The following is a 17,731-nucleotide window of genomic DNA, read 5'->3' as shown; positions in this document are numbered from 1 at the left end:
GGAAAGGAAGATGAGGAAATGTATATACTGCTATTGATGTCGGATATCGTCGAACGATCGAATGATTATGGAATGGTAGCCGATCTGAATGTAGATGTTTTAAAACTCAATAAAAAAAATAATAACAATTACTATTATGTTGCGGCCAGAAATAATTTGGGAATTGCCGATAAATCTATGTATAATTATAAGAAAGCGATTGAAAATTTTGAAAAAGCAGCCGATAGTACTGATGAACCGGAAGATCGCTGGATCATCAAAAATAATATCGGTTTGAGTTATACCTATTTGGGCGATTATGCCAAAGCTCGCCCGATATTCGAATCGATTATCCAAAAAACAACCGTTGACGCGACCAAAGCAAGAGCCTACGATAACCTGGGTTTTGCCTATTATAGAGCCGGAGATCCGAAAAGTCTGGATTATTATAAAAAAGGATATGAAATCCGATCCAATAATCCGATGTTGGCGAGTGATCGTATTGTGAGTGAGTTGCATCTTTCCGATTATTATAAAAACAGCAATCCGACATTGGCGATACAATATGCCACAACAGCCTACGATCGGGCGACCAAAATGCGACGCATCGACGACCGGTTAGAAGCTTTAAAACGATTAACGGTGCTGAGTTCCGGAATGGCTGTAAAACCGTATTCTATACAATTTCAGAGATTAAACGATAGTATTAGTCAGGTGCGCCAGTCTAAAAGGAACACTTTTGCGCAGACGAAATATGAATATAAAGCGACACAGGAAGAAAATTTACGACGAAAAGCCAGCGAAGCGCAAAAAACGGCACAATTGGCAAAAGCCGAAACCCAGAAACTTGGATTGGGAATTCTGATTCTGATTGGTGGTAGCGTTATCTTTTTTGTAATCCGCAGAATGCAACAGAAAAGTCGCGAAGAAAAACTGCTGGAGTCCTATAAAACGGAAACCCGTATTGCCAAAAAAGTACACGACGAATTGGCTAATGATGTGTTTAATGCGATGACTTTTGCCGAAATAAAAGATCTTTCCAATACCGAAAACAAAGAAATTCTACTCGAATCCCTGGATAAAATCTATACCGGAAGCCGAAACATTTCCCGGGAAAACAGTACCATCGACACCGGATCTGACTATCCGGAACAATTAAAAGAGGTGATCAAAGGATACAAAAGCGAACGGGTAAATGTCATGTCCAGTGGTTTGGATCAGATTAACTGGGATGAGGTCGATCCGACTAAAAAAATTGTGGTTTATCGGGTTTTACAGGAATTATTGGTCAACATGAAAAAACACAGTAAAAGTTCGCTTGTGGTCGTTCGTTTCCAACTCGACGCGAATCGGATTCAGATTGATTATTCCGATAATGGCGTGGGAATCGATAAAAATAAACTCGCTTTAAAAAATGGATTGCAAAATGTGGAAACCCGTATCAAAAGCATTTCCGGAACCTATACTTTTGATTCTGTTCCCGGTAAGGGATTTAAAGTAAGTTTTTCATTTCTAAAGTAAATTATACGAAGTATGTTTAAAAAGATTTTAATTGCCGAAGATTTCGATTCCGTTAATTTAGGAGTAAAACAACTGTTGGAAGAGTTTGTAACGGAAGACAATATCCATCACGTAAAATATTGTGATGACGCTTTATTGAAAATTAAAAGAGCTAAAATGGATCAGGAGCCGTTCGATCTATTGATCAGCGACCTGTCGTTTGTCGAAGATAAATTCCGGGAAAACAAGCTCAATTCCGGTGAAGAATTAATTGAGGCCGTACGACGCGAACAGCCCGATATCAAAGTTATTGTGTATTCTGTCGAAACAAAACCGTATGTGATCCGGACATTATTAGAAGATCTCGATTGCAATGCCTATATCAACAAAAGCCGGGAGAGTATTCGCGAATTAAAACAGGCCATCCGATCGATTGCTACAAGCGATGAAAAGTTTGTCTCTCCGGAGTTAAAATATGGGAAAGCTGATTCCGAACTGGATGAAATCGACGAACAGGATATTCAGATTATTCGTCTGTTATCCAAAGGTTTTGATCAAGGCGAAATTGCCGACGATATGCATTATAGCCGGAGCAGTATCGAAAAAAGAATCAACCGCTTAAAGACATCCCTTAAAGCCAAAAATAACCCACATCTGGTTTCCATTTCCAAAGATCTGGGATTGATTTGATTGCAAGTTTTAACACCTCTTTTGAGGTGTTTTTTTTTGCCGCTTGTTGGCATTTACGTAAAACCGTAATGAAGTCCGTTACAGGCATCCTAGTTTTGGAGTGTGATATAAAAATAAAATAAACATTCAAAAAAAACAAATAGGATGGAATTAGTAAGCCAACTCAAATCATTAGCCGATAAAATCGATCAGATGAAAGACAAGATCGAAACGGAAGAGTCTACAAAGCATGCCTTTGTATTACCATTTATTAACCTTTTGGGGTACGATACATTTAATCCGATGGAAGTAGTGCCGGAGTTTACGGCCGATATAGGACTTAAAAAAGGGGAGAAAGTCGACTATGCCATTTTTCAGAATGAAGAACCGATCCTGATCGTGGAATGTAAAAACTGGAAAGAAAACCTGACGGTTCACAATTCGCAATTATTCCGCTATTTTCATGTATCCAAAACCAAGTTTGCGTTGTTAACGAATGGAATTCAGTATCAGTTTTTTACCGATTTGGACGAAAAGAATAAAATGGACGAGAAACCTTTTTTTGAGTTTGATATTACCAATCTGAAAGATGCTGTAATTCAAGAAATTAATAAGTTTCACAAGTCGAATTTCGATGTAGAAAAAATAACCGATAACGCTAGTGCTTTAAAATATACAAAGGAAATTAAAAAATTAATTGCCGAAGAGCTGCAAACTCCTTCTCATAAGTTTGTCCGTCAGTTTGCCGAGCGTATCTATTCTGGTCGTCTGACCGAACGTGTGATGGAAGAATTCCAGGAACTGGTGTATAAAGCTTTTAATCAGGTAATAAATGATCAAATTAACGATCGATTGAATGCCGCATTAAATAAAGAAGCGAAAAAACAACAAGTCGAAAATGTAGAAGCCGAGCCAATAAGCAAAGTGATTACTACCGATGAGGAAATGGATGGCTTCCGTATTGTAGTGGCCATTTTGAGACGAAAAGTAGGGGTGGACCGAATTGTTCCCCGAGATACAAAATCTTATTTCGGGATATTGTTGGATGATAACAACCGGAAACCGATTTGTAGGTTACATCTGAACGGTGGAAAAAAATATATCGGATTATTTGATGAAGCGAAAAACGAAACCCGTCATCCGATTGAATCCATCGATGCGATTTATCAGTTTGAAGAGGCCTTGTTGGAAAGTCTCAGCTTTTATGACAACGAATAGCCGTTGGCTGAAAATACTAAAAATCGGTTTGGAATAAACCGAAATTATAACCCATTAATACATTTAAAAAACGATGATCAAATATATTTTTTGGCTAAGTCTATTGCTGTGGAGTAGCAATGATTTGATAGCACAAACCAAACCGGGAAAACTCTTGGCTTCCTGTTGCGACACAGCCGGACGAGGCTGCAATGGATCCGATTATTGTACCGCCTGCACCAATTGTAGTGGTTGTAAATATTGCAAAAGTGGCGGAACCTGCGGTGTTTGCAGGGATAGAAGTACCGATGTAATCACCGTGAAACGAAAAGAAAAAAAGACCCCTTCCGGGACGAAAGTCAAAACAGTGACGATAACCAAAAAAGCTCAATTTTATAAGGATCAACTGCCATATATCACTGCCACATCTGTTTCCTTATACGAAGGTCCGGGGAAAAATTACAAAATAATCGAAACCGTTAAAAGAGGACAACGGGTGATTTTTATAGAGGCTAACGAACCGTGGTTCAAAGTAAAATCCGAAAAAACCGGAACGGTTGGTTATGTCCATCGCGATGTCTTACAATAAAAGCTATTATAAAGATATGGATACCACTACTACAATGTCACCCGCCTTAAAAAGTCATTTTCTCAGTTTATACCAGATCGCAATGTCTGACGCCGGCTTTTTGATGTCCGAATTGGAGGTGTTGTATCATTTGGCGGACGAAAAAGGATTTACAAAGCAAGATCTGGGAGCACTACTATTAAATCCCGTTACGTATGGAATAGCATTGCCGGAACGTTTGGAAACCCGTATCGAATACTTGTATGATCTAACCCGAATGATTTGGGCAAGTGGTAGAGTTACCAGTAAAGATCGGGAAGCGCTAAAAAAATACTGTATAAAGTTTGAATTCCTGGATGAGAATATCGAAGATCTGACCGATTATTTTATCGATTGCGTACAAAAAGGGGTTCAAAAAGAAGAAATTATAAACCAGTTAAATGCATAAATGATGAAGTCATTACAACAATTATTTCGTTTAAAAAATGATGAAGTGTCGGGGAAGTTACCGGATGAAACGCAAACCGGATCCCGGGAACTGGTACGTTTAACCCATTATCAGCGCGGATTTGGTGCTTCGGTAAAAGCGATGGGGAAACCGATCGTATTTAAAGCCTGTCTGCAAAATCTGTACAGGAGTTTTGAAGAGCAATGCCGCAAACAAAAAGTAGAACAGGAGTCCTTAAAACAGATTTACAGAGAAGATCAGGAGCGCAACCGTTCTGAACTTAAAAAGTGCGAAACCACCCTTGAAATTGCCGAAGCAAAAGAAAAAGAACTGAATGAAACCATAGAAAGAACCCGTAAAGATATGGTTGAGGTACGTCAGCATCCGGAAAAATACGGGATCGAAGGCGGAAAAGGTATCAAAGTGCAGTTTTATATGGGATTGGCTTTTTTGTTTCCAATTACGTTGTATCTGTTGGTATTCTATATTTCGGCCTGTTATTCGGCTTTTTTTAAAGAGTTTGATGATAATAGTCTTACGGCTGCCATTTTCGATGCCGATGCCTTAAAAAACGCTTTTCAGGCCAGTTGGCTGGAAGGAATTTTTATCATGACCATTCCCTTTGTGTTTATGGGATTGGGGTATCTGATTCATATGTTGTTAAAAGAAAAAGGAAAAATGAAATGGATCAAAATAGGACTGCTCGGTTTGGTGACGTTTTTATTTGATGTCATATTGGCTTATCAGATCGAAAAGAAGATCTACGATTTTAATAAAACGACGTCGTCGGAACCTTATACACTTAAGATTGCTTTATTTGAAGCCGAATTCTGGTTGATCATTTTTGCGGGCTTTATGGTGTATATTATTTGGGGTTTGGTTTTGGATAGCATGATGAAAGAATATGAAAGTCTCGATAAAGTCAAAACCTTTATTAAAGTCAAAAAAGAAGAATTGGTTAACCTTGAAGCCTTAAAGAATGCCAATACCGAAAAATTAAACGAAGGCAAACAGCAAGTCACCGCCATAAACGGAATCATTGCCGAATTGCAAACCAAAATCGATGGATTTATTATCCCGGTTAAGGAATATTTTTACCATCACCACAAATATAAAGAAGGATGGTTTCAGGCGGTATCGGCTGAAATTGCTTTACCACACCGGGAAAAAACACTTTTGCTGGAATTATGCGAAATCATTTCCAAAGAACATTTAAACGATATTGGATTGGGTGAGCCCGAACTGCAACCACAGATAGAGATTGAAACATAAACCTACTACATCATGAAACAAAAAATAATACTTTCGATTGTCCTGACGCTATCCTTATTTTCGATGTCCTGTATTGAAAATACACCCGATACTACCGAAAAAGAACACCCGGTTGTCAGTGAAACACCGGAAAGAACTAAGCCAACAGAAAATTATAATATCAGTATTTTTTTGGATTTGTCCGACCGGATCGACCCGATAAAGCACGCTAATAAAACAATGGACTATTATCAAAGGGATATTCGGTATATCAAGGCTATTTCCGAGGCTTTTACCGATCATGCCAGTAAAAGAAAAATAAATCAGGTTAACGATAAATTGCAGTTGTTTTTTGACCCGGAGCCTAAAAATACCAAAATCAATGCGATATCCGAAAAACTTAAAATCAAGCTGGATAGAAACAATATCTCCAAAGAAAAATTAAATGAAATACGAAAAATCTATGCAAACTATCCAATCCAGATTTACGAATTGGCGATAAAAGATAAAGCCTATGTCGGTTCGGATATTTGGGGGTTCTTTAAAAACAAGGTAGCCGATTATTGTATTGAGGAGAATAGCCGTAATATTTTGATCATTCTAACAGATGGTTATATTTTTAATAAAGGATCCGAATTAAAAAACGGAAACAGAACGAATTACCTGCTTTCGAAGACAATTCGCAACAATAAGCTGAATGATGCTATGTGGAAAGAAAAAATGGATGCCGGTAATTTCGGATTTATTAAGGCTGCAAACAATTTGTCGAATCTGGAAGTTTTGGTTTTAGGGATCAATCCGGATACAAAGAATACAAATGAAGAAGCAGTTATTATAGAATACTGGGAAAAATGGCTTAAAGAAATGAAAGTGAGTAACCCTAAAGTCAGAGGTGCCGAATTACCATCGAATATGGAAAAAATAATTAAAGATTTTATCGATCAGAAAAAATAATCGGATAAGAAGTGTTGTATTGATTTTTTAATTGAAAAATGATATGAGGTATAAAATCTTCTTTGTTATCCTGCTATTCACTTGTCTTGCTTCCGCTCAGGTAAAATTTTGCAGTTGGAATTTATCCGATTTCGGAAAACGAAAACAGCCGGCAACCATTGCTTTTATAGCGAATACCGTCAAGGAATATGATGTGGTAGCGATTCAGGAAGTCGTAGCGGGATTTGGCGGCGCACAGGCGGTTGCCCGATTGGCTACGGCACTCAATCGCACTGGCGACAAATGGGATTATGCGGTGAGCGCACCAACGACCGGATCGTCCTATAAAACCGAACGCTATGCGTTTCTTTGGAAAACAGCCCGTATCAGGAAAGTAAAAGCCGAATTGGATCCGGTTTTGCAACTCGAAATCGATCGGGAACCGTATTACGGCACATTTTCCTATAAAGGAAAGTTGTTTACGGTGGTCAATTTTCACGCGATTACCAAAAGCCAGCAACCCGAAACCGAAATCAAACATTTTAAAAAAATCCCATTGCGGTTGTCGGAGCATAATTTGGTATTTGCCGGTGACTTTAATTGTCCGGAATCCCATACCGTTTTTAATCCGTTAAAGGGAATGGGCTTTCAACCGGTGTTCCGGAATCAGAAAACCTCGCTTAGACAACGTTGCGTAGCACAGGATTGTCTGGCATCGGAATTTGATAATATTTTTTATAATTCTAAGAAGATTAGATTACTAAATAAAAAAGCGCATCTTTTTTATACGGAATTCGAAAGTCTGGCACTGGCCCGAAAAGTTTCCGATCATATTCCGATTGGTTGTACTTTTTTGTTATTGTGATTTGAAGCAAATTATCGGTAACGGATATTCAAATAAAAAACAAAACCCATGAAAACAAAATTACGCTATTATCTATTTTGTATACTTATTCTGGTGTCTTGTCGGGATAAAGAGCTTCTGTTAAACGAAGAAACGGAAACAATTCCCGCCGGACTGATGGCAACGCCTTCGAAAGTAGTCGCGATAAACGAACCCGATACAAGCCTTAACGGTGACTATTGTGCTACGGTATCGATTAATGATCCGGAAGCCAAAAATGCGTCCAAACACAATCTGACGATCAAAGTGGAAAAAGGATATCTAAAAGAAATCCGGAATGAAGATCATACGGTGATACAAGACTTTCAGGGTGTCTTTTTTAATGACGATAGGTTTACCGAGTTTCAGACAAACGGACTGGAATACCGGATTAGTATTCTGGCAACGCTGGAGGAATGTTATAGTGGTGAATTAAAAGGTTTTTCGGTGCGCTGTAACGGAATAACCCAAAAAGGGAAACAATGTAAAAACAGAACATTACACGCGAGTAAACTTTGTGTGCATCATCGGGAATAAATAAACGGATGATTGCAAAAGGACTTTTGAAGACTTTCAACGGACTTTTATTCTGTCTTTTTTATGCTTTTTGTAAAACGCTGTGTCGTGATTTTAAGAGTAGTTTTTTGTTAAGTATGTTTTTTGTCTTAAAAAAAATGAAGAAATATAACGAATCGTAGTTGTTTTGGGGTTACATTCAATAATCGTTAAAAAGATGCCTTTTTTAAGTCGGACAGCGGTTGCATTTTGTAAATTTGTTTTTAGGGGATGAAGTTTGTAACTTCATTATTGAGCAAATTACAATCGACGATTTTTATAATGCAAAAGAGTATAAAAGATCTTCGGATTTTACTGGACAAGAATTCGGAAGATAGCAGTTTTAATATTATTTCTTCAATCACGGACATCAAAGGAAATATCATCTATGCCAACCAGAAGTTCTGCGAAATTTCTAAATATGAGGAAACGGAATTACTGGGAAAAAACCATCGGATACTAAACTCCGGGCATCATCCGAAAACGTTTTTTAAAACCATGTGGAAGACTATCGGTAACGGTAATGTATGGGATGGTGAAATCCGAAACAAAGCAAAAGACGGAAGTTATTATTGGGTATATTCGATAATCTTTCCGGTTTTTGACGTCCATAATAAAATTACACAGTATTTTTCAATTCGCGTTCCGATTGATGAGAAAAAGAAACTGGACGAACAACGCGAAAAAAGAATCCGAAGACTGGAAAAAATTCTTTTTAAAATATCCCATGAAGTACGACAACCGGTTACGCAGATTTTAGGCGTGTCCGACCTGTTAAAAGAAACACAGTTAAATCAGGAGGAGTTGCGAATGCTGATTGAGGGAATGAAAGAATCGGCAGATCTGTTGAATTTATATACGCGCGAGCTAAATCAATATGTACATAAAATGAAAAATGAAGAGTACGAATTGTTGCTTGCAGCCAGCGAAAATCCGGATGGTAGTTATTTTACCAATTTGTAGTAAACGACGGGATAATTGATACACTTTTTAGGGTTCCTTATATAAAGAACGGAATAAAAAAATATATCTTTGTAAGGAAACCAACCTCCTCCCATCCGCATGACTTCCGAATATAACATACTGATAGCCGATGACCATAGTGTGGTAAGACAGGGCGTATCGTTGATCCTGAAATATTCGCTACCGAATATCATTATCAACCAGACCGATACCTTAAACGGGGTTTTGGAAAAAATGGTTGTAACTACTTTCGATCTGATTATTCTGGATATCAATTTACCCGGAGGCAATAATGTTTTGATGATCGAAAAAATCAGAGGAATCGATCCAAATGTGAAAATTCTGATGTTTTCGGCTTTTGAAGAAGACCTGTATGCGATGCGGTACCTCAATTCGGGAGCCAATGGTTATCTGAATAAATTAGGGAACGAAGAAGAAATCGTTGAAGCGGTTCGAAAAGTAATGACTACCGGAAAATATATCAGTGACAGTCTGAAAGACAAACTGATCAACGATCTGTTAAACAATGTTTCGCAAACCAATCCGCTCGAACGACTTTCCAACAGGGAGCTGGAAATTAGCCGATTGCTGGTGAACGGTTACGGGAATCTTGAAATTGCCAATCACCTCAATATCCAGATGTCGACGGTTAGTACTTATAAAGGCCGGATTTTTGAAAAACTGGATATCAAAAATGTCGTTTCTCTGGCCGATCTCTTTAAACTTTACGAAGAAAATAGTTAAAAACTATTGCTTTAGATTTAAGGTAATTGTGGTTCCTTTTCCGACTTCACTTTCCAAAGTGATATCTCCATAAACCAGATGTAACAACTCTATAATAATATGGAAACCGATTCCTTTGGTAAACTGTTTCCGGTCGTTTTCGGATTTCATCTTCTGAGCCAGTGTCTGGTAATATTCCAACATTTCCGCATGCATACCACATCCGGTATCGGTAAGGATAATACGGATGGAATCACCGTCCTGAACCGCACTAAAACGAATCGTTCCGTCGACCGTATTCTTTATCGCATTATCCAGCAGATTGTGTAGAATGATCGTAAAAAGCTGTTTGTTGAGGTTGAGATAAATAGCGTCTGAAATATTGTTTTCCAATACGTTGCGTTTGGATTTTGCAATCGGATCGAAGAGTTTTATTTTTTCATTGATCAAATCACGAAGTACAAAAGCCTCATTTTGTAAATTGTCTTTATTCAGATAGATTTTAGAATATTCCAACAGGTTGTTTACAAAGTGGTACAATTCGAACGATGACGTATACATGGTTTTGATATTCTCCTGAAAATCGGGATTATCGCGATCCAGATTTTCATACAGATATTTCCCGGTTAAGGCCATGTATTTTAGCGGACTTTTAATGTCGTGGGTAATGGAGCCGATGAGTTTTTTATGCGAATGAATCTGTTCACTCAGATCCGTTTGTGTTCGTGTAAGTGCGGTAATCGTACTTTTTAATTCGGCAGTGCGGTGTGAAATCCGTTTTTCGAGTAACAGGTTTCGGTGGCGAATGTATTTGGTACGCTGACGGAATCCGTAATAAATCAATAAAGAAACCGTGAGTATTAGCAAACTTTTAAACCATGTTGTTTGCCAAAAAGCCGGAGGAACTATAATCGTGATCGTTTTATAATCGTATTGCGAATCGAATCCTCTTAATTTACGAGCGGTTAACGTATATTCACCCGGATATAAGGTGGTATAGGAAATGGTATGATTGTCGTTGGTTTTTGTCCAGTTCTGATGTACATCGTTTCCATCCAGACGGACTTCAATAGTGAGGTTTTCCGGGTTACCGTAAAACGGACTGTTAAAGGAAATGACCACACGACTAAAATCCCGGTTTATAACGAGTGTATCGTTAAAAGTAACCGAGCGATCGTCCACTTTAGCCTCGTTACTATAAATCGGATTGGTCGGTAGGATAGGAGTAACCTTTTTACTGTCGAAAAAAGTGAGCCCTTCAAAAGAGGGTAAGGCTATATAACCATTGGGAAGATTGGTAGCACACGGGAAGCAACCACCATTAAATTCATTGGTGCTAAAACCGGAACTTTTATTGTAATAATGATAATAAATGGTTTTTTGTTTTTTGTCGGCATAATCAAACAGACTTTGTCGGGAAATCTGAAACAATCCTTTGTTCGTGGGAATCCAGATAAAACCTTTTTGGTCTTCGACTACACAATGTGCCGAACGGATATACTTGTTTTTGTCGAAAGGGAAGTGAGTGGTTCCCTGTTGATTCCGGATCAGAAATAAACCATTATTATAGGAATATACCCAGATATTATTCCGATCGGAACAATGAATACCACGAATATACGATTCGCCTATAACGCTGTTTGGTGTGATGTATTTGGTTTCCGTATTCATATGGTACAATCCGGAAGGAGAGCCAATCAAAACTCCGGAATTCCCATCTTTGTAGATACTGTTCGGTGAAAAATTCAGATCGGCAATAGGAACGAGTTTGGGCGCTATCGCATTCGGATCGATTACATATAATTGTCCTTTTTTATACGTCTTACTGTCGGTGGTTCCAATCCAGATCCGGCCTTTTTCATCTTTATAAACCGCACTCATAAAATACTGAAGCGTCCAACGGTCGGAAGTGGTATAATTAGTGCTTTTTTTATAACGATACAGGTTACGGATGTCCAATGTCCAAATGTCACCGTTATTATCGATTACCGAAAAGAACTTTTCACCTTTTAATGGAGGTGTGAGATGTTTAATCGTTCCTCTATAGTCTATAATTTGTCCTTTTCCGGTCAATACGCGGGTCGAATCAAATAAAACATTAGAGTACGTCACCGGATCCTGTTCGTCGACATAACTTTTAAAATATTCCGGACGGATAATTAAAAAACCTTTGGTAAGGCTACCCAGGTAGAGGATGTTTAATTTGGTGTTGTAATAGAATGCATGTACTTTTTGCTTTTCAACATCAAAATTGGATAGGATCAATTTTTTATGCAAACCGTTTTGATCGGCTGTCAGATAATACAGTTTTTGATTGGCATACAAAAAGGCCTGATCAACGGCATTATTGATATAGATACTACCGTCTTCTTCAGTTTGTTGATCAATTCGTGTCGGAACCAGCTTTTGAGGGGTAACTTCAAAATACTGCTTTTTACTTTTCAGATAGAGTGTATTGTTCAGGACAAACAACTCCGAATCGAGCGACAGTTTATGCGGGTAACCGCTAATCCGTTTTTTAGTGCTCACCGAGAAATAGCTGATACTATCCGGGTAAAACTGAAATACTTTATCTTTGATCAGGACGTCATAACGGCGGTAATATTTAAAAAAAGAAGCCGATATTTTGATGTTATTACCAAACAAACGCCCGGTTTCATTTAACGCATGAATGTCTTTTCCGTCTTTGTAATAGAGTTTCGGATCGGTTTCAATTTTTAAAATCTGACCGAGATCATTACTCACATAATTGCCTTCTCCGCTGTATAATTTTTTAGCAAATTTCATCCGGTTGGATTTCAACCCTTTGATGTTTTCACTGTTGTAGACTTTAAATTGTTGTCCGTCAAAACGAACCAAACCGTCTTCGGTTACCAGCCAGATAAAACCAAGTTTATCCGGAACGATCGATTTAACACTGTTTTGTGGTAGCTCTCCATTGTCGGAAGTATACCATTTATAAGAGCGTTCCTGTTGCCCAAATGCTGGCATCGTGCAGATTATAAATAGTACTAAAAGACGTGAAAAAAGTGCCATAGGAACGGTTTTGACAATCTGATCCTGTTCGGGTTGTCGGAGAAGGTTCAATATTACAAAAAAATAAACAAGATTTACAGACTGTTTTTGTAGAAATAATTCTACATATCCGATAAAGAATCCGTACAAAGGAATTGTTTTGAACTATAGATATTTGTATTCCCCAAATTTTAGAATTGATAACTAGTGCTATGAGAATGTTGAAGTCAATCCTAAATACAAGATTATGTATATCAAAATATTGTTTGATAATGCCCGACTAAAAGGTGTTTTAAAGCTTATTTTAATACTGTCGATTGTGCACTTTGCATCTTTCTACTGGAATCAGCGTGTACCGTTCGGACTGCTTTACGGTCCGTTATTGCTCCTGATTGTTCGTAAAATGGAACCGGTTAAACTTTGGATACACACACTTCCTTTTTTTATTTTTAGCGGAGTGTATCTTGTTTTTAAAGTGGATGCTGTTGCGTTTGGCGGCTGGCAATTGTATTATACGATCTATCTGTTGGCGTTGGCTATTTCATTGTGTTCGTATGCCGTCGCAGTGACGGTTGCAAGCAAAAAAGAACATCCGGCTCCGGTTTTTGAAAAAGAATTTCTACAAGTATTAGCATACGGTTGTTATTTTGCCGCTTTATTAGTAGTCCTTCTGGCGCTCCGTGTTGGGTTTGGAATATTGGATTTTGGATTTGATCCGGTTTCGATGTTGTTTTTTCAACTGGGGCTTTTTAGTGTTCTGATTTTGATATTTCTGGTATTTTACGGGAAAAAAGAAAAGGGAATAAGAAAATCAAAAGGAAGTCAGGCGATATTGCCGGGTATCGATGTGTCTACCTCTTTGGCTTATATGGAAACCCTCGAAAAATGTGTCCGCGAAACCAATATTTACCGAAATCCGGATATTTCGCTTGAAATGCTTTCTACCGAAACAACAATCCCGAAACATCATTTATCGCAATTGCTAAACGGTTGTCTCGGGAAAAATTTCTACCAATATATAGCGGAATTGCGAATCGAATATGCTATTTCCTGTCTGAAAGAAGATTCCGGAATTAAGATCGAATCGTTGGCATATGATTGCGGATTTAATTCCAAAACGTCTTTTAACCGCTATTTTAAAGAGTATACCGGCTATTTACCGTCTTATTATAAAATAAAAGTACAACATTTATAAGCAGACGATATTATGCTCTTTATGTTACTAACACTGGTGTTTGGCTGTAACGCCCTTACACTATATGTAATTCTGAAAACTAAATCCGATAAATTATTTGATAAAGTTATCCGCTATGTGGTATGGATTTCTTTATTTCATTCGGCCTACGCCTTTTTGTCCCGCTATTATTTTGAAGAGTTGTCATTTATCGATCGCGCGGCACCGTTTGGATTGCTGTATGGTCCCATGTTGTTTTTCCTGTCGTTTTCGAATCACGAAAAATGGTTAAGTCGGAGCAACGTCATAAAACATGGAAGTCCGTTTTTGGTGGCAACGATTGGCTATGTGATTTTTTTGATTTTTCCGGAATGGCGCCGCGATTACGGATTGTATTATTTTGAAATACTCTATTCCGGTGTGGTGGTATCGATGGTTGGCTATGTTTTATATATTTTCTTAAACCATAAAAAGGCTATTTCTGACAACCACGTTAGAAAGTTGATCAACTCAGGAGCGACATGGTTACTGTTAATTGCCAGTTTGCTTGCCAGTATTATTGTTTCAAAAATACTCCGAAAAGAAGACATCGGTTCGTTGCTTCCGGGAATTATAATCTATGGAGCGATGTTGTTTGTTTCCTTTCTGATTTTTAAATATTCCATCAATAACCTGTTGGCACAAGCCGGAGTGAAAGAAGAATTGGAAGAAACGGTTCCGCTCTCGGCTCCGCGGCAATATCAAAAATCGGCACTCACAGTTGAAATATTAAGGGAATACGAACAAAAGCTCAACACGATGATGGAAACGGAACAGGTTTTTCTTGATACCGAACTTTCTTTGGAAAGCCTCTCCCGAAAAGTCAAAATTCCAAAACACCATCTGACGCAATTATTCAATACAAAAATCAACCAGACTTTTTATCAATACATCAATACCTACAGAATAAATCATTCCTGCAAATTACTTTTGGAAGAGCCGGAAACGAACCTGGAAGAAATTGCATTTAAAAGCGGATTTAATTCCAAAGTGACGTTCAACCGTTATTTTAAAAATCAGATGGGATGTACACCATCGGAATACCGATAACCCTAAAAAAATTAACGCAAAACAATAACCAAAAACCGGATCGAAAATCCGGTTTTTTTGCACCCGTATTTCTACGTGATTTTTTACGGTTTATTTATAACTAATTGTTAAGTAGTGTTTTATGAATTTTTATATGCGTTTCAATCGTGTGGGAAGTACGTCATGCCACACGATTGAAACGTTTTACCCTTTCGGTTTTTAGAATTTCGCACTTGCAAAATCTTACAAGAGAGTAAAATTAAAAACCAAAAAAATGAACGAAAATTACAGTTATAGCGACAAGAATTTGTCCTATCGACAGCGAAGTAGTTGTATTCAAATGTTGTTTTTCAACATGAAAAAATACTGCTTCTTGTTCTTTATTTTTATGATTACCGGTTTATGGAATGTAATGTTTGCCGATGGTAGTAAGGATTTTTATCCTTCGGGTGCCACCGGGAACCGTGCGTTTTTATACAGTAATCAGTATGAATCGGGAGGGACAACCATACGGTCCTGGCCTTTTAAAACATTGGGGACGCATTATGTGTATGCAAAAGTCGGCGAAACGATTGCTGCAGCTTCCAGTGCACAAGGCGTGGGCAATGGTAGAATCCGACTAACGGCACCGGATGGTACGGTTTATCTTTCGGCAAACAATGCCATTGGTAGAATCGCGAGCAGAGCCGAAGAGTTAGCCGGGCCTTTATACTCGGGACAGGCAACGGGAGCTAACCGCTACCAGCCTTATACTACCGTAGTAACAGCCGGAAACGAAGGAATCTGGAAAGTAGAATTTTTGCCGTCGGGATCGGAAACGAGTTCGTCTACACCAAGTGTAACGGACATTGCGGCCGATGCCAACTGGACACAGGGAACCAATACCGAACTGATTGCCGCCTGGGATGTATCGGTACGGAACAGTGCCAATTCGGCCTGGGTTAACGGAAGGGTATATACCAATATCCTAAACCTGCATATCTCAGGATCTTCCTTTTTGGCCAATAAGGCTTTCTACGGAAATATGTATGTCTTAACACGCGACGGTATTGCGTATCGTGTGAGTAACAATGGTTCGAATGGAGTAGGATTTACCTTCTTCGTAAACAATAAAGGCTTCCTGACCGCTTCGGGAAACCCTTCGTATAAAAGTTTGGATATTTCAGATCCGACCGATGCGCAATTCCGGATCCACGATCCGAGAAGCGCGGATTCCGGGTCGAATGTAACCCATAAAATTTTCTACTCAAAACCGGCGTTGGATTTACCAACAAGTGCCAGTATGAGTGGCGGAACCACAACCTGGTTAAAAAATTCGGTTTTAACGCCAACAGCGTCCAATATTACCTATACCGGAGTGGAAGGAACACCGGATTTATCGGGTAATAAAGGCGCGTATATCGGTTTTGATTCAAATCTGGCCGGTACCTACAAAATTGAGATTCTGGGAGGTTTTCCAACAAGAACAATCACAGGAAACTGTATCGTAGGAACCAATACCGTATTTTGGGACGGTAGAGACGGAAATGGAAACATCCTTCCGGCGGGAACGAATATCGGGGAAATTCGTGTACAATTATTTGGGGCAGAAGTACACTTTCCGTTTATCGATATGGAGATTAACCCGGGAGGAATTATTATAGAGCAGCTGGATAACAGCTACAATTTATTTACGCCAAACCGAGATCTGGTATATTGGGATGATAGCGATATCTCTGGAGGTATGGCAACACACAAGTCGAATCCTACGGCGTCCGGAAGCAATGGAATTTCCAGTAATACTAACGGTCATAAATGGGGCTTGTACACTTCCGGAAGTAGCGGAAGTGGAAATAGTGGAACCGGATCGTCGAGTTTCGGAAACGAAAAATCAATGGATACCTGGAGTTTTGTACCGGGAGCCGTTGTGGTAAAAAATCTGGACCTCGTAGTTGCTGCTGCCGATCTGGAAGTAGTGAGTATTGTACCGTCGACGACTACGGTTATTGCCGGACAGAATATGCATTATACGGTAACCGTATCCAATAACGGACCGAGTGCCGTAACCGGTGCCGGTTTTAACTTTATTGTACCGGCTGGTTTTACCATTAGCTCGGTAACCTATGTCAACAGCCAGGGAACGGTTGTCGTGGTAAACGGAACAATCGATCCGGTTACTGGCAACTATTCCGCGAATCTGAATATGACCAATGGCGGACAAGTGGTGTTTACCATCAATGGAACCGTTGGCGCATCTGCAGGCGGACAAGCCTTAACAGTGGAAGCCAGTATTATACGACCGGCAGACGTTACCGATCCGGATGCAACCAACCCGGGAACCAATCCACCTACGAATCCGCATTTGGAGTGTTTAAACGGTACGGCTGTGGAGAATTGTAATAATATTAAATACAATACCATTACGCCGACAGTTTCGGCCGACTTGGCCGTTACCAAAACGACTGTAACCATGACACCATCGGTAGGGGATCAGATTGTCTTTACTATTGTGGCGACAAATAACGGAGCCGGAAATGCTACCGGTGTTCAGGTTGTGGAACAGTTGCCAAGTGGTTATACATATGTATCTGCAACAACCACCGGAGGAACGTTTAATAACGTAACCGGATTATGGACGATTGGTAATATGACCAATGGACAGTCGTATACTTTGACGCTTACGGCTACAGTAAACGCAACCGGAACCTATACCAATAGTGCGGTTATTTCAGGTAATGAAAGTGATCCGAATTTAACAAACAATACATCCACAATTACACCAACACGTGCAATTAGTGTGATCAATGCAGAAAACGATTCGGCTAC

15 protein-coding genes are annotated in these 17,731 nt (G+C 39.0%); 14 read left to right on the top strand and 1 reads right to left on the bottom strand.

Features of this window, described 5'->3' with window-relative positions; translation table 11 throughout:
• The 11 genes from Q1R07_RS05735 to Q1R07_RS05685 all read left to right on the top strand — a co-directional run.
• The coding region (locus tag Q1R07_RS05735) for a tetratricopeptide repeat-containing sensor histidine kinase (protein ID WP_300487095.1) at positions 1 to 1,500 on the top strand (1,500 nt) is incomplete at its 5' end.
• Between the two features lie 12 nt (positions 1,501 to 1,512).
• On the top strand, positions 1,513 to 2,169 hold the full coding sequence (locus Q1R07_RS05730) for a response regulator (RefSeq protein WP_300487093.1): 657 nt from the start codon (positions 1,513 to 1,515) through the stop codon (positions 2,167 to 2,169).
• 144 nt (positions 2,170 to 2,313) lie between these two features.
• Positions 2,314 to 3,366, top strand: coding sequence for a type I restriction endonuclease (locus Q1R07_RS05725; RefSeq protein ID WP_300487091.1), 1,053 nt, complete (start codon positions 2,314 to 2,316; stop codon positions 3,364 to 3,366).
• Positions 3,367 to 3,439: 73 nt separating this feature from the next.
• On the top strand, positions 3,440 to 3,934 hold the full coding sequence (locus tag Q1R07_RS05720; protein WP_300487088.1) for an SH3 domain-containing protein: 495 nt from the start codon (positions 3,440 to 3,442) through the stop codon (positions 3,932 to 3,934).
• A complete protein-coding gene (locus Q1R07_RS05715) occupies positions 3,921 to 4,361 on the top strand; it encodes a hypothetical protein (RefSeq protein WP_300487085.1) in 441 nt (146 codons plus the stop codon). The genes Q1R07_RS05720 and Q1R07_RS05715 overlap by 14 nt, the downstream gene beginning before the upstream one ends.
• Positions 4,362 to 5,633 carry an ABC transporter permease gene (locus Q1R07_RS05710; protein WP_300487083.1) on the top strand — a complete coding sequence of 424 codons (1,272 nt, stop codon included), beginning with the start codon at positions 4,362 to 4,364 and terminating at the stop codon, positions 5,631 to 5,633.
• Between the two features lie 12 nt (positions 5,634 to 5,645).
• On the top strand, positions 5,646 to 6,566 hold the full coding sequence (locus tag Q1R07_RS05705) for a hypothetical protein (protein ID WP_300487080.1): 921 nt from the start codon (positions 5,646 to 5,648) through the stop codon (positions 6,564 to 6,566).
• Positions 6,567 to 6,609: 43 nt separating this feature from the next.
• Positions 6,610 to 7,410: an endonuclease/exonuclease/phosphatase family protein gene (locus Q1R07_RS05700; RefSeq protein WP_300487078.1), complete on the top strand. Its 801-nt coding sequence runs from the start codon at positions 6,610 to 6,612 to the stop codon at positions 7,408 to 7,410.
• Positions 7,411 to 7,458: 48 nt separating this feature from the next.
• Positions 7,459 to 7,965 carry a hypothetical protein gene (locus tag Q1R07_RS05695; RefSeq protein ID WP_300487075.1) on the top strand — a complete coding sequence of 169 codons (507 nt, stop codon included), beginning with the start codon at positions 7,459 to 7,461 and terminating at the stop codon, positions 7,963 to 7,965.
• Positions 7,966 to 8,265: 300 nt separating this feature from the next.
• Positions 8,266 to 8,946, top strand: a complete 681-nt coding sequence (locus Q1R07_RS05690) for a PAS domain-containing protein (protein WP_300487072.1) — start codon at positions 8,266 to 8,268, stop codon at positions 8,944 to 8,946.
• 99 nt (positions 8,947 to 9,045) lie between these two features.
• The gene (locus tag Q1R07_RS05685) at positions 9,046 to 9,690 is read left to right on the top strand and encodes a response regulator transcription factor (protein ID WP_300487069.1); all 645 of its coding nucleotides are present in this window, start codon (positions 9,046 to 9,048) and stop codon (positions 9,688 to 9,690) included.
• A 3-nt stretch (positions 9,691 to 9,693) separates the two neighbouring features.
• Here Q1R07_RS05685 and Q1R07_RS05680 read toward each other — a convergent pair whose 3' ends face one another.
• Positions 9,694 to 12,705: a sensor histidine kinase gene (locus Q1R07_RS05680; RefSeq protein ID WP_300487066.1), complete on the bottom strand. Its 3,012-nt coding sequence runs from the start codon at positions 12,703 to 12,705 to the stop codon at positions 9,694 to 9,696.
• A 226-nt stretch (positions 12,706 to 12,931) separates the two neighbouring features.
• On the opposite strand from Q1R07_RS05680, the gene Q1R07_RS05675 reads away from it, so the two are divergent.
• From Q1R07_RS05675 to Q1R07_RS05665, 3 genes are all read left to right on the top strand, one after another.
• The gene (locus Q1R07_RS05675; protein WP_300487063.1) at positions 12,932 to 13,879 is read left to right on the top strand and encodes a helix-turn-helix domain-containing protein; all 948 of its coding nucleotides are present in this window, start codon (positions 12,932 to 12,934) and stop codon (positions 13,877 to 13,879) included.
• Between the two features lie 21 nt (positions 13,880 to 13,900).
• On the top strand, positions 13,901 to 14,947 hold the full coding sequence (locus tag Q1R07_RS05670; protein WP_300487060.1) for a helix-turn-helix domain-containing protein: 1,047 nt from the start codon (positions 13,901 to 13,903) through the stop codon (positions 14,945 to 14,947).
• A 253-nt stretch (positions 14,948 to 15,200) separates the two neighbouring features.
• On the top strand, positions 15,201 to 17,731 hold a 2,531-nt coding region (locus tag Q1R07_RS05665; RefSeq protein WP_300487057.1), incomplete at its 3' end, for a DUF11 domain-containing protein.

This window comes from Flavobacterium sp., assembly GCF_030146175.1.
Classification (GTDB): Bacteria; Bacteroidota; Bacteroidia; order Flavobacteriales; family Flavobacteriaceae; genus Flavobacterium.
This window is presented reverse-complemented; position numbering and strand designations above follow the sequence as displayed.